This window comes from Petrotoga sp. 9PW.55.5.1, assembly GCF_003265365.1.
GTDB lineage: Bacteria > Thermotogota > Thermotogae > Petrotogales > Petrotogaceae > Petrotoga.
Window position 1 is genome coordinate 1 of record NZ_AUPM01000066.1, and the last position, 12,810, is coordinate 12,810.

At 30.0% G+C, this 12,810-nt stretch carries 13 protein-coding genes; 3 read left to right on the plus strand and 10 right to left on the minus strand.

Going from position 1 to position 12,810, the window contains the following annotated elements:
- The 9 genes from PW5551_RS09465 to PW5551_RS09505 all read right to left on the minus strand — a co-directional run.
- Positions 1-1,272, minus strand: a 1,272-nt coding sequence (locus PW5551_RS09465; protein ID WP_146738352.1) for a methyl-accepting chemotaxis protein, incomplete at its 3' end; no start/stop codon positions are given.
- 44 nt (positions 1,273-1,316) lie between these two features.
- Positions 1,317-2,450, minus strand: a complete 1,134-nt coding sequence (locus tag PW5551_RS09470) for an ROK family protein (protein ID WP_113075530.1) — start codon at positions 2,448-2,450, stop codon at positions 1,317-1,319.
- Between the two features lie 328 nt (positions 2,451-2,778).
- A complete protein-coding gene (locus PW5551_RS09475) occupies positions 2,779-3,753 on the minus strand; it encodes a sensor histidine kinase KdpD (RefSeq protein WP_113075531.1) in 975 nt (324 codons plus the stop codon).
- Positions 3,754-4,443 carry a response regulator transcription factor gene (locus tag PW5551_RS09480; RefSeq protein WP_113075532.1) on the minus strand — a complete coding sequence of 230 codons (690 nt, stop codon included), beginning with the start codon at positions 4,441-4,443 and terminating at the stop codon, positions 3,754-3,756.
- A gap of 15 nt (positions 4,444-4,458) precedes the next feature.
- A complete protein-coding gene (gene phoU, locus PW5551_RS09485) occupies positions 4,459-5,121 on the minus strand; it encodes a phosphate signaling complex protein PhoU (RefSeq protein ID WP_113075533.1) in 663 nt (220 codons plus the stop codon).
- A gap of 39 nt (positions 5,122-5,160) precedes the next feature.
- Entirely contained in the window at positions 5,161-5,925 is a 765-nt protein-coding gene (pstB, locus tag PW5551_RS09490) for a phosphate ABC transporter ATP-binding protein PstB (protein WP_113075534.1), read from the minus strand.
- Positions 5,922-6,770, minus strand: coding sequence for a phosphate ABC transporter permease PstA (gene pstA / locus PW5551_RS09495; protein ID WP_113075535.1), 849 nt, complete (start codon positions 6,768-6,770; stop codon positions 5,922-5,924). The genes pstB and pstA overlap by 4 nt, the downstream gene beginning before the upstream one ends.
- Positions 6,758-7,624 (minus strand): phosphate ABC transporter permease subunit PstC, encoded by an 867-nt coding sequence (pstC, locus tag PW5551_RS09500; protein ID WP_113075536.1) that lies wholly within the window; start codon positions 7,622-7,624, stop codon positions 6,758-6,760. The genes pstA and pstC overlap by 13 nt, the downstream gene beginning before the upstream one ends.
- A 52-nt stretch (positions 7,625-7,676) precedes the next feature.
- Positions 7,677-8,501, minus strand: coding sequence for a phosphate ABC transporter substrate-binding protein PstS family protein (locus PW5551_RS09505; protein ID WP_113075537.1), 825 nt, complete (start codon positions 8,499-8,501; stop codon positions 7,677-7,679).
- Between the two features lie 329 nt (positions 8,502-8,830).
- On the opposite strand from PW5551_RS09505, the gene PW5551_RS09510 reads away from it, so the two are divergent.
- From PW5551_RS09510 to PW5551_RS09520, 3 genes are read left to right on the plus strand one after another with little or no spacing between them, the layout of a single operon-like run.
- Positions 8,831-11,002, plus strand: coding sequence for a bifunctional (p)ppGpp synthetase/guanosine-3',5'-bis(diphosphate) 3'-pyrophosphohydrolase (locus PW5551_RS09510; RefSeq protein ID WP_233488514.1), 2,172 nt, complete (start codon positions 8,831-8,833; stop codon positions 11,000-11,002).
- A 1-nt stretch (position 11,003) separates the two neighbouring features.
- Entirely contained in the window at positions 11,004-11,456 is a 453-nt protein-coding gene (gene dtd, locus PW5551_RS09515) for a D-aminoacyl-tRNA deacylase (protein ID WP_113075539.1), read from the plus strand.
- A gap of 31 nt (positions 11,457-11,487) precedes the next feature.
- The gene (locus tag PW5551_RS09520) at positions 11,488-11,685 is read left to right on the plus strand and encodes a hypothetical protein (protein WP_113075540.1); all 198 of its coding nucleotides are present in this window, start codon (positions 11,488-11,490) and stop codon (positions 11,683-11,685) included.
- Here the strand turns inward: PW5551_RS09520 and PW5551_RS09525 are convergent.
- Positions 11,672-12,754: an HD family hydrolase gene (locus tag PW5551_RS09525; protein ID WP_113075541.1), complete on the minus strand. Its 1,083-nt coding sequence runs from the start codon at positions 12,752-12,754 to the stop codon at positions 11,672-11,674. The two genes, PW5551_RS09520 and PW5551_RS09525, sit on opposite strands and share 14 nt — an antisense overlap.
- Positions 12,755-12,810 lie beyond the last annotated feature (56 nt).

Sequence of the window (12,810 nt, forward strand, 5' to 3'; positions counted from 1 at the left end):
GTTTATTTCTTCTATCGTTTTACTTCCTTCTTGCGCTGCCTTGTTCGTTTCTTCCGCTTCTTCGTTTAACCTTTGTGCATCTTGCGATACCCCTTGCGCTGCCCTTGCTACTTCGTCTACACCAGACGTTACTTCTTCTGTGAATGCGGCAGAATCTTCTAAATCTTTTTCAATATCTTCAGTTTTATTCATAATATCTTGATTATTTTTTGACAACTTGATCGAGATAGTAGAAAGTTCTTTTGAAGATTTTTCAATATAAGAGCTTGTTTCTTTAACTTCACCAAGTGTTGTTTTTAACTTATTAATCATATTGGCTAGTTCTTTGGAGATAATACCTATTTCGTCATTACTTGAGGTGTCAAAGTCAACATTAAGATTTCCTTGTTCTATTAAATTTACTTTATCTTTCATTTTATTGATTGGGTTAGTAATAGATCGCATGAAAAATATTGATAAGATAACTGCTAATATTATTACGATTAAGGCTAATAAAGCTATATTTAATGAATTTCTTAAAGGTTGTGATATTATATCTTGACTGTTTATCGAGGAAAATATAGTCCAATTAAATTCTGGGATTTTTAAATAGTAAACATATTCATTGTTTTTGGATATTACGCCTGAATCATTTTTTAATTCGGGAATAAAATAATCTGAGTTATTCTCTGTAGATACTAAAATATTATTGTCACTGTCTACTATATAATTTATTTGTGATTGATAGGAAATGTTAGATATAATATTTTTAAATGCTTCATAATTTATATCTAATCCTAAAATCCCTTCTCTAGAAGAAGCAACAAAGCCTTTTGCCAAAGTTAATGTTGGGAGTTTTGTAAAAGGTTGAATGTATAAAGGAGTTATAATTATTTCATCAGTTTTCTTGGCTTGTTGAGCCCAAATGCTTTCTATAGGTTTGTAGTCCTTTGGTATTTCAGAAGTTGGTTCAACGATAAATGATCCATCTTGTAAAACAACATATATATACTTAATTTCAGAAAAAGAATTAACTATATTTGGAAAGTTTTGAAACATCCAATTTAAACCATTTTTTTCTAGATTAGCTGAAACATAATCAGTTAGTTCTTTAACAGGAGTAAAAAATTTGATTATTGCTTCCTTTTGAGTTTGTAATTGAATCAAAATATTATTTTCCGTATTTTCAAGAACCGTTGAATAATAGTTATAAAAGCTAAAAACAGATATCAAAATTAATGGAATAATGGATATTGTAATTATTAGTAAAGATAATTTGGATCTAATTTTCATAATATTCCCCCCGATTATAATCAAACAAGTATGTATTTAGGTATTCATTGATTCAATAAGAATTGATATGGAGCCGAAACGATATGTTCTATCGCAATGGAAGCTGCGCCTGCCAATATAGCATCTTCTTTTTTTGTGGCAACTAAAATTTGAGGGATTTCTTTGGAAAAAGTATATTGCGCAACTATGCTTTTTATTTCTCTGATAATTGTTTCCCCACCTTTTAAAATTCTTCCACCTATTATTATGGCCTCTGGACTTATAGTATTGACTAGATTCACGATGCCCAAGGCAAAAAATTTACTAATTTCTTTAATTTCATCTTTTACTTCCTTTGATTTTTTTTCACTTAAAATAATTTGCAAAGGAAGATCAAACCTATCTGATAGCCTTGATAACCCTCCCAGACTTTCCAAAGGTATTAAGTCTTTTGTTAAAAAAGTATGTCCAATTTCTCCCGCAGAATTATAAGAACCTCGATATATTTTCCCATTTATAACTATCCCAGCTCCAATCCCAGAATCTCCAACTACAAACACATAATTATCTAGTGTTTTTCCATGTCCAAACCACTTTTCTCCAATGGCGGCCCCTTTAGCATCGTTTTCGAGCCATACAACTTTATTAAAATGATCTTCAAGTTGTTTTGAAAGAGGGTATTCTTTCAATAATGGGAATGGATGAACAGATTGAAGAACTTTACTTTCATTATCAATTAATCCAGGCATAACCATTCCTATTGCCTTTATATCATTATTGTGAACTTTTGTATTATCGATGAGTTCTTCTATTATTTTTTTTAGGTTTTCTAATACATCAATAGGTTTTCCATAAGAGTTAATATTTCTTTCTATTTTTGAAATTTCTTTTCCTTTAATATTGAATATACCTGCACGAACTATGTTGACTCCAAATTCTATACCTATAACATAAAAGGCGTTATCTTTAATTTGAATCAATTTTCTTTTTCTTCCCAATTTGCCATCAATAGTTCCGATTTCCTCAACTAAGTTATAGTTAATAAACTCATTTATTATATTGGTTACAGTAGCTCTCGTTAATCCTGTAATTATTGAAATTTCTGATCGAGTAGTTTGTTCTTTTGAATTCAACAACTCCAAGACTATCGTTCTATTTCTTTCTTTGACTAATTCTAGATTATATGTTTTATTGTTCATTGTAGATCCCCTTTTCTTAAATAAAATATTTAATTCTACATTATTAATTAAAATACTTTCTTTGAAAAAAGTCAAATCGGATTACGATTAATTATAAACAATTAGAGTAAATTAAGGATGATTATTTCAAATTAGAAAATTAAACCTCATTTATTTTATTAAACAAATTAAATAATTTTATAATATAATTATGTGTATAATACTTGAACGATTATTTTTTTATCATAACAAAATCTTTAAAAAATATCTTTGTTAGTTTCTTATTAAAAATTTTAAATTTAGCTTTTGTATGTAAGAGGTTTCATACTACAAAATATGATTTAAGAAATTAATTGTTACTAAAATATACTTCAAAAGTTGTACCAACCATCCATATTGAATCAAAATGAATTTCATAACCTGCTAATTCACATAGATATTTTACAACTGCTAGACCTAATCCAGAACCTTTAGCGTGTTTGTCAGCTTCAATTCCACGGTAGAACCTTTCGAAGATTCTACTTTGTTCTTCATCTCGTATCCCAATTCCTTCATCTTTTACAAAAATTTTGTTGGGTAAGATTTCTACGATAACTGAAGAATTTTCAAAAGAATATTTTATAGCGTTGGAAAGTAAATTTCGTAGTATTGTGTAGAGAACAAATCTGTCACCTTTTAGCTGTTTTATTTCACAGTTAAAGACTAAATTTATATTTTTTTCTTTTATTTTTTCAGAAAGGTCTTCTATAACTTCTTTGTATAAGATAAATGGGTCTATAGTCTCTTTTTTTATTTTGTAATCACCAAACTCTGCTTTTGAGAGCAAGGTTAATTGAGTCAAAATATTTTCTATTTTATCTAGAGATTCTTCTATTTTAAAAATCTGCTTGGAAAATTTTTGGCTGTTTAAAAAATCTTTCAATATATGTACATTTCCTTTTGCTATGGTGAGAGGTGTTCTTAGTTCATGAGATAGTGAAGTGACGAAGTCTTCTTTGACTTTTTTAAGAAGTTCAGTTTCTGTTTTATCTTGAAAAATGAGTAAATGATTTTCGGATTTATAGTTTACTTTGCAATATTTGCTAAAGCCTTTAAAAAAATAGATATTACTTTCTATTTCCAAGTCTTTATTTTTAAGGATATATTCCGCTAATTGATCGATTTCCTCAAATGTTATAAAAGATAAAAGTGCTTTATCTTTTTGAAAGCCCCACTTTTTTGCACTTTCATTTAGATTAATTATTTGGGTTTTGTTACCTAGAAATATTACTGGATTTTCAATAGAGTCGAAAACATCAAAATTAAACATATAGTTGTTGTCCATTTACTTTTCCTCATTAATAGTTGAATAAGCATTTTTGTTGAACTTATATCCTATGTTTCTAACAGTTTTTATCCAATTTTTCCCGATTTTCGATCGTATCATACTTATATGCACATCAATAACTCTATCAGAGATAAATTCATCGCCAAACCAAATTTTATCAATTATTTCTTCTCTAGAATAAACTTTGTCCGGATTTCTAGCAAGTAAATCAATAATTTCAAATTCTTTGGAAGTTAAGTCAATATTTTTGCCATTATACTTTAGCGTATAATTATTTGAATATATCTCTAAAGGTCCATATTCTAACTTTATATCATTTTTTTCGATACGCTTGAGCAAGGCTTTAATTCTAACGAGTACTTCTCTAGGATTGAAAGGTTTGGTTACATAATCGTCAGCGCCTGACTCAATTCCTAATATTTTTTCACCATCTGTATCTTTTGCGGAGATTATTATTATCCCAGTTTCTTTATTAGAAGAACGTATTAAAGGTAATTCGTTTACAGCATCCCCATCAGGAAGCATTAGGTCTAATAAAATTATTTCTATTTTTGAATTGTTGTTTAATATATTTCTCATTTTTGATAGGGATTCAGCTTCTAATATATCATAGTTTTCCAACTTCAAATAAGTTTTGAGTATATCTCTTATATCGCTGTCATCTTCTACAATAAGCACTGTAGGCATTAAATATACCTCCGATTAAAGATAATCCTCTATTTCTTTTCCGGTTTCTATGTAAACTATTTCTTCACATAGGTTAGTTGCGTGATCTGCTATTCTTTCTATATCTCTTGCAAGTAAAATATAAGGAATTACCAATACTTTACTGAAATCGGCATCGTTGAGTTTTTTTACCGCTTTTTCTCTTACAATATCTTCTAATGAGTCAACTTCGTCGTCTCTTTTCCATATTCTTACAGCCTCTTCAATATTTCTTTCACCAAAAGCTTTGAAAGAATCTTTAATCATTTCGAGAGAAATTCCAAACATTTTCTTAATTTCTTTAGTGTTTATTACATCCTTTAAATCAACATCCGCATAAGTTTTAGTTTTTTCGGCTATATTGCAAGAAAGGTCGCCAATTCTTTCGAGGTTATTTGCGAATTTAATCATTGTTACAGCATATCTTAAATCTTTTGCCAAAGGTCGGAATCTTGCTACAATTTGATATACAGATTCTTCAATCTGTCTGTTTAAATCGTCTATTTGATCATCTGCTTTTAATACTTTATCGGCCAATTCTATGTTTTTGTCTTCTAAAGCTTTTATTGAATTCTCAAAAGACCTTAAAACTGATGTTAGTAACTTTGATATTTCGCTAGTTAATCGAGTCATTTCATTATCAAAATGCGTATAATCCATCTATCTCACCTCTTATTTCGCTAAATTCTACTATATATTTTAACTAATTCTACCATTTAAATAGTCTTCAGTCAATTGATTCTTTGGTTGTTTTACAATATCTTCGGTTCTTCCGTCCTCTATTAATTCACCTTGAAACATAAAATACATATAATCAGAAATTCTTATAGCTTGGGCTAAATTATGTGTTACGATAATGATTGTATAATTTTCGGATAAATGCTCTACCAGCTCTTCTATCTTCTTTGTAGCTATTGGATCAAGTGCGGATGTAGGCTCATCTAACAAGATTATTTCAGGGTCTACAGCAATAGCTCTTGCAATACATAGCCTTTGTTGTTGCCCTCCAGAAAGAGAGGAAGCAGGTTTGTCTAAATCATCTTTCACCTCATCCCATAGAGCCGCTCTTTTTAATGCATTTTGTACAATTTTACTCATCTTCTTACCTCTAGTTCCATGCAATTTTAAGCCAAAGGCGATATTATCATATATAGACATTGGAAAGGGGACAGGTTTTTGAAAAACCATACCAATTTTTTTTCTTAAGGCAGAAAGGTCAATGTCTTTGTCGTAGACATTTTTATTTTCAAAAATGATTTCTCCCGATGTTCTATAACCAGGAATTTCGTCATTTATCCTATTGATGCTTCTTAGAAGTGTTGATTTTCCACAACCTGAAGGTCCAATTATCGCACTAACTTTATGTTTTTTTATTTCTATGTTGATATTTTTTATGGCATGTTTTTGGTCATACCAACCATTAAAATTACTAATTTTAATTACAGTATCGAGATCTGAATTCACTTCTTTTTTTGCCCTCCTCTTATTCTAAAGGCTATTAAGTATATAACAAGAATCAATATTAGTAAGAATGCAGAAGTAGCTTTTGCCATCCATTGAGCACTTTCTCCATAAGCCATAGTTATAAAATATATGTGAGTAGGTAGAGTCATAACAGGATCGAATAGAGAACTTGGTAGTTTAGTGGAATAAAAAACTGCACCTGTTAATAATACTGGAGCTGTTTCACCTATGGCTCTTCCGGATCCAATTAAGATGGCTGTTATTATCCTATTACGCGCTGCAGGAAATAAAATTTTATAAATGGTTTCTGTTTTTTTTGCTCCTAACGCATAGGCCGATTCCCTTAGTTCTCTAGGTAAAGCAGATAAAGCCTCTTTTACTGATGAAGAAATAACGGGTAACGTCATTATGGCTAAGGTGAGACTTCCACTTAATAACGATGTTCCAAAACCTAAAGTTATAGAAAATAGGGCCAAACCAAAAAGTCCGTACACTACAGAAGGAACTCCAGATAATGATGTGACAGAAACATCTATAATTCTTCCTAATCTAGATTTAGAACCATATTCAGACAGAAAGGTTCCTGTTAATACACCTATTGGTATAGCAAATAATAATATAAAAAATATCATTAAAAGACTTCCCAGTATTGCAGGTCCAATTCCTCCAGCCGTCATACCTTGTTTAGGATAATCTATAAAAAATGATAAATTGAAATATCTTATACCGTCAACTATAACTACAGTAATAATTGTCATAATAATTCCAAATGTGATGTAACTAATTATTCTAAATATAGCCGATATAATTGAATCTACTCCGGTTTGGATTTTCAACGATTCCAACTCCTTGTAATTCTTCTAGATAATAATGTTAGTATAAATGAAATAACCAACAAAATCAATCCAGCAGCAAATAAGGCAGAATAGTGAAGACTGCCTATAGGTACTTCACCCATTTCGCTGGCTATTGCTGCTGTTAAAGGTCTTACTGGATCAAACAAAGAGCGCGGAATAATAGCTGCTCCTCCTGCTACCATTAATACTACTATAGTTTCACCTATTATTCTATTTACTGTTAATATGATGGCATTTAATATACCAGGTAGAGCAGCTTTACTGACTATTCTAAACCCTGTTGTGAACCTGCTTGCACCCATGGCTAAAGAGCTTTCTTTAAGGCTTGTATCAACAGCTGATAAAGATTCTTGCATCAAGGACGCAGCATAAGGTAGGGAAAGTATTGATAATCCAATGGCTGCAAGCAATAAATTACCAGATGACCAGGCCCCAATTTTCATAATCATTGGAGATAAGTATATGAATAAGAAAGATCCTATTATAACGGAAGGAATTCCTGATAGTAAATCTATTGCTGATTTTATTAATTTCTGTTCTGTAGGTTTTGCATAGTCGTACAAAAAAAACGCCACAATATATCCCATGGGTATAACTATAAGAGATGCGATACCAGTTAATATAAATGAACCTAATATCATTGCGAGCATTCCATATTCAGGAGGATCATATGTTGGATACCAGTACAAACTCCCGAAAATTTCAGCCCCAACTTCTGTTAGGGCTGGAAGAGCTTCTATAATAATAAAAGCGAATAAACCTATTAAAGCGAATATACCTATCAAGGCTACTATTGTAATTATTGTTTGATTTATAAGATTTTTTAAATCACGCTTATTCACAAATATTACACTCCTAATAAGTATAAGTTTTAATCGTAATGTTTTTTATAACTTAAAATCCATAAGATGCAATATATCCTGCTTGTTCAACTAACTCTTGACCTCTTTTTGAGAGACCAAATGTTAAATATTGTTTCACCGGACCAGTTTGAGGATAACCTTTTGTGGCATCTATGAACATGTAAAGCGGTCTAGAAATCGGATAAACAGAATTCAAAATATTTAATTTTGTAGGTTGAATTCCGTTGACGGAGAGAACTTTTACATCATCTGTTACGTATCCAACACCGGTATAACCAATCGCGTACTTATTTCTTGCTATTGATTCAATTTCTGCTTGAGTTGATTCTAACATCTGTACTGTTGGAGCCATTCTTTCACCTTCTAAAACTTTTTCCACAAATGTTTCGTATGTTCCAGAAGCGCTATTTCTTGAATATACGACTATCCTTTGATTAGGTAAATTTGGGTTTAGTTGGTTCCATCTTGTGATTTTACCAGTATAAATATTTGCTAATTCTTCCAATGAAATCTCATTTATTCCAAGATCGGGATTTACAATAACAGCTATTCCATCGTACCCTAAAACTATAGGAATAAAATATTTGCCTTCTTGATACATTTTAGTTATTTCTGAATCTTTTAACCATCTACTAGAATTAGCAATATCGGTAGTTTCGTTAAATAAAGCAGCTATTCCGGTAGAAGAACCAGCTCCCTCTAAAGTGATAGTTAAATCCGGGTACATATCTTTCATTTCTTCAATCCATAATTGTGTTACTGGAAAGATAGTATTTGACCCTTTTATTACTAAAGTTTCAGCAAAACCGAACAAAGCAACTGTAGCAAGTAACATAACTAAAATCGTTCTTTTCATTTTTTCCCTCCTAAATATATATTTTCATCGTTATTATAGCCTATGATATTTTGAATAATGTCAAGAGATATTAAGAAATATTAAGGAGGAAATCCGATAATATTTAAGCACATTTAGGGCATATAAAAAATCAATGAGATTTTACATTCTTGTTAATAATTACTATCCTTTTTTGGTGATTATGATTAACTATCATATGTTCCAACAATGTTATTTTTATTCGATTGATCTAATATATAGGTATCTGTAGTTATGATATATAAATATATAATGGAAATGAAGATTTTGCTTTTTATGGTATAATTAAAGTAGATATGAATTAGTGTTTTTTGTTTAAAAGTTTGAAAAAGAAGGTAATTGCTATGATTATGGAAGCAAAAAATTATGAAAAGGAAATTGAAAAGATTTTACATAGCCGTTTAAGCAGAATAGAAAAAGAAAAAATAATTGAGGCATATGAATTGGCTCAAGAGGCTCATAGTGGTCAGTATAGAGATTCGGGTGAAGAATTTTTTGACCATCCCAAGAACGTTGGTTTGATTTTAACAGAGTTGAATATGGACGTAGATACTATCGTTGCAGGTTTATTACATGATGTCGTTGAAGATTGTGACTTTCCTTTAGAAAAGATAAGAGATAAATTTGGCGTAGATGTAGCAAATATTGTATCTGGAGTTACTAAGATTAGTAACCTAAAACTAAACGAAAGATTAAACGAAAAGGATATGAAGTCTTTAGAAAAAGTCGAAACAGTTAGAAAAATGTTATTTGCAATGTCTGAAGATATAAGAGTTATAATTGTCAAACTTGCCGATAGATTGCATAACATGAGAACGTTACAGTTTGTGGAAAGAAAAAAACAAATTGCGAAATCAGAAGAAACTTTGAAGATTTATGCACCAATAGCTCATAGATTGGGTATTTATAAAATAAAAGAAGAGTTAGAAGATTTATCTTTTAAATACTTATATCCTGATAAATATAAAGAATTAAAAATAAAAATTGAAGAGAAACTGCAGAAAGGTAAAGAGCGGTTATATGAGTATGCAGAAATTATTCAAAGAGAATTAGGAAAGCAAAAAATCAAAGCAACAGTTGAGGGACGCTCAAAGCATTTATATAGTATATGGGATAAGATGATTAGGAAAGGAAGATCTTTAGACGAAATATATGATTATATTGCTTTAAGGATTATTACTGATGATCCAAGTAAGTGTTATGCTGCTTTAGGTATAATTCATTCTATCTGGTCTCCTATGCCTGGAAGGATTAAGGATTATATAGCTACACCCAAATTCAATGGTTATAAATCACTTCATACAACTGTTATTACTCATAAGGGAGATCCTCTTGAGATACAGATACGTGATTGGAATATGCATGAAGAAGCTGAATATGGATTAGCAGCCCATTGGGTTTATAAGCAAGGAGTTAGTTCGGAAAAATTAAAGTTCTTAAATGATTTGATGGAATTACACAAATATATTGCTCAAAGTGCTTTTGAACTAAAGGATATAGAAACTAGTTTGATATCTAAAGAGATATTTGTTTTTACTCCAAAAGGTGAGATTATACATTTACCAAAAGATGCAACACCTATTGATTTTGCTTTTGCTATTCACACTGAAATAGGGATACATTTTTCCGGCGCTAAAGTAAATGGTAAGTTGGTTCCTATTTACTATACTTTAAAAACTGGAGATATTGTCGAAATCATGATTAATAGGAACTTTCAAGGCCCTAGCATCGATTGGTTAAAGTATGCGGAATCTCCTAAAACTAAGGCAAAGATAAGAAAGTATTATAGACAGAAAAATGAAGTAGAACTGATAGAAAGAGGAAAAGACAAATTTAGAGAACTTTCTAAAAAATCAAATATATCTATGGATGAAATGTTAGAAAAATTGAAAGAAATAGGATTCTACATTAAATACAACATAAAAAATGATGATGAATTTTATGTAAAATTGTCTTTGGAAGAGATAAGTATAAGTAGCATAAGAAATATTTTTACTGAAACAAACAAAAATGAAGATAAATTACAGAAAGTCGAAAAAAGTTCGAATAACAGAAGAGATATATCTGTATTGATTGATGGAGAAGAAGGGGTGGAAAGTTATATTGCAAGATGTTGTACACCAGTTCCTGGGGATGAAATTATTGGTATTATAACGAAGAAAGGCATCGCTATTCACAGAAAAGATTGTAAAAATATCAAGGACCTAAATAAAGAAAAAATAGTTTCAGTTTCTTGGAGCGATAATCAGCAACAGAATTTTTCAACTGTTCTTATGATTGATATTGAGAACAAGGATATTTTAAACAACGTTAGAAATGTTATTAACAACGAAGGAGGTCATATAGAAAAATTTGAAATGCAAAGTAGTGGTAGTTATCTAAATTTAAGAATATATCTTTCAGTTCATAATTTAAAACATTTAAGCATTGTTAGTAATAAATTAAAAAACTCAAAAGGGGTATTTTCAATTAGGAGGATATAAGTTGAGAGCTGTAGTTCAAAGAGTTTTAGAAGCAAAAGTGGTAGTGAATGAAGAGGTGCATTCGAAGATAAATCATGGTTTGCTTGTTTTTATCGGTATTTCAAGAAAAGATCAGAAAACTGATATTAGTTGGATGGCCGATAAAATTTTAAATTTAAGAATATTTGAAGATAACAAAGGAAAAATGAATAAATCGCTTTTGGATATAGATGGAGACATACTAATTGTTTCACAGTTTACATTATATGGAGACTGCCGTAAAGGTAGAAGGCCTTCTTTTACTGAGTCAGCACCATCAGAAGATGCTAATGTTCTATACGAAGAATTTATAAATTATATAGAAGAAAAATATTCTATAGTACCAAAGAAAGGTGTTTTTCATGCACATATGAAAGTTGACCTAATCAATGATGGACCCGTAACTTTGTTATTAGATTCTTATAAAACTTTTTAAGGAATACTAGAATAAGTTAGGAGGAATTTATATGAGGGAGCTAGAAGTAACTGTTTTTGTATATAAAGAAGAACCTTTTGATGCTCATATTTCAGCTGAAGGGGTAGAAGCCGGTGTAAACGAAAATAACGTGCATAAAATTTATTTAGGATATGAAAAGCCCAATAAAGGTGTTGTAGTTAAATTTAAACTTCCTAATGGCGAGAAAAAGTATGTTAGAGGAGAATAGTTGATTCTATTTCGCTTATAATTTGAGAAACATCAATTGGAGAAATCCTAAGGATTTCTCTTTTTATTGATGAAAAAGTATCTTTAAAGTAGCTGTTTTGGTTTCCTGTAGAAATTTCTAAAGAACTTTCAACTAAAGCACCAATTAAATCTGCCGTTTTTACAAAACCCCCATAATTTTGATCAAAAGGATAATATATATATTTTTCATATTTTTGAATCTTTTTTGAGATAACATCTTTATCTATATACCATTCTTTTACGAAATCTTTTTCAACTTCTCCGATTATTTCTTCTAAGCCACTTACTTTTCTTTTGGTTGGACTTATTACGTCACCTGTAAAAGCTTCTGGTAAATCATGAAGGATAGAAGCAACCATAATTTCATAAATTGTATCTGAATCTAAATCTGATAAAAGAGCAAGAATATAGGAGGTTAAAAATACAAAAAAAGAGTGAGATGCTACAGAACTTTTTATGTTTCTGTGATTTTTGTTCCAACGTATCATAGTCACAAGTTTTATTGAAATTTCAAATAGATCTTTAGCGATTTTTTCTATCTCTTCTTTATTATCTATATTTATAGATTCGATTTTTTCTTGATTTCTTTTTTTAGGTTCATTGTAATACTCTGGGAACACGCGTTCATTAATGCTTGCTTCTTTTTGCGTTGCTAATAAGTTTATCATCTTGATTTTCTTCTCAGTTTCCTCATCAAAAGTGTATTGTATTAGTAGTTTTTTGCTTATATTTTTATCGATTTTAGATTTTAGTTCTTGGTAAGTTTTTTTTATTACCTCTTCCCATAGATCCTTGCCTTTTTCTTCAATTTTACTTTTTGTAGCAAGAGATATATCGGAGAGAATTATTTTTGGAATTGCCTCATAGATTTTGTTATGAAGTATTTTTATAAGTGTTTCTTTGGGTTCACTTGAGAATACAAAGAGTATAAGTAAAAGATTATTAAAAATATTATCAGATTCACTAAACCTTACTATGGCTGGATTATTATTCCATCTATAAACAGTAAATAGATTAGAACTTTCCATTAAGAATTTTCCAATATTCATTTCTTTCACCTTCTAAATAGTTATTTACCTAATTTTATCATATTATTGCAGTTTGA

What these genes read in the sequence shown, in the direction of transcription:
- PW5551_RS09475 (WP_113075531.1), bottom strand. Translation starts at nt 3,753, where the DNA reads ATGGACAACAACTATATGTTTAATTTTGATGTTTTCGACTCTATTGAA.
- PW5551_RS09505 (WP_113075537.1), bottom strand. Translation starts at nt 8,501, where the DNA reads ATGAAAAGAACGATTTTAGTTATGTTACTTGCTACAGTTGCTTTGTTC.
- phoU (WP_113075533.1), bottom strand. Translation starts at nt 5,121, where the DNA reads ATGGATTATACGCATTTTGATAATGAAATGACTCGATTAACTAGCGAA.
- PW5551_RS09480 (WP_113075532.1), bottom strand. Translation starts at nt 4,443, where the DNA reads ATGCCTACAGTGCTTATTGTAGAAGATGACAGCGATATAAGAGATATA.
- PW5551_RS09470 (WP_113075530.1), bottom strand. Translation starts at nt 2,450, where the DNA reads ATGAACAATAAAACATATAATCTAGAATTAGTCAAAGAAAGAAATAGA.
- PW5551_RS09520 (WP_113075540.1), top strand. Translation starts at nt 11,488, where the DNA reads ATGAGGGAGCTAGAAGTAACTGTTTTTGTATATAAAGAAGAACCTTTT.
- PW5551_RS09525 (WP_113075541.1), bottom strand. Translation starts at nt 12,754, where the DNA reads ATGAATATTGGAAAATTCTTAATGGAAAGTTCTAATCTATTTACTGTT.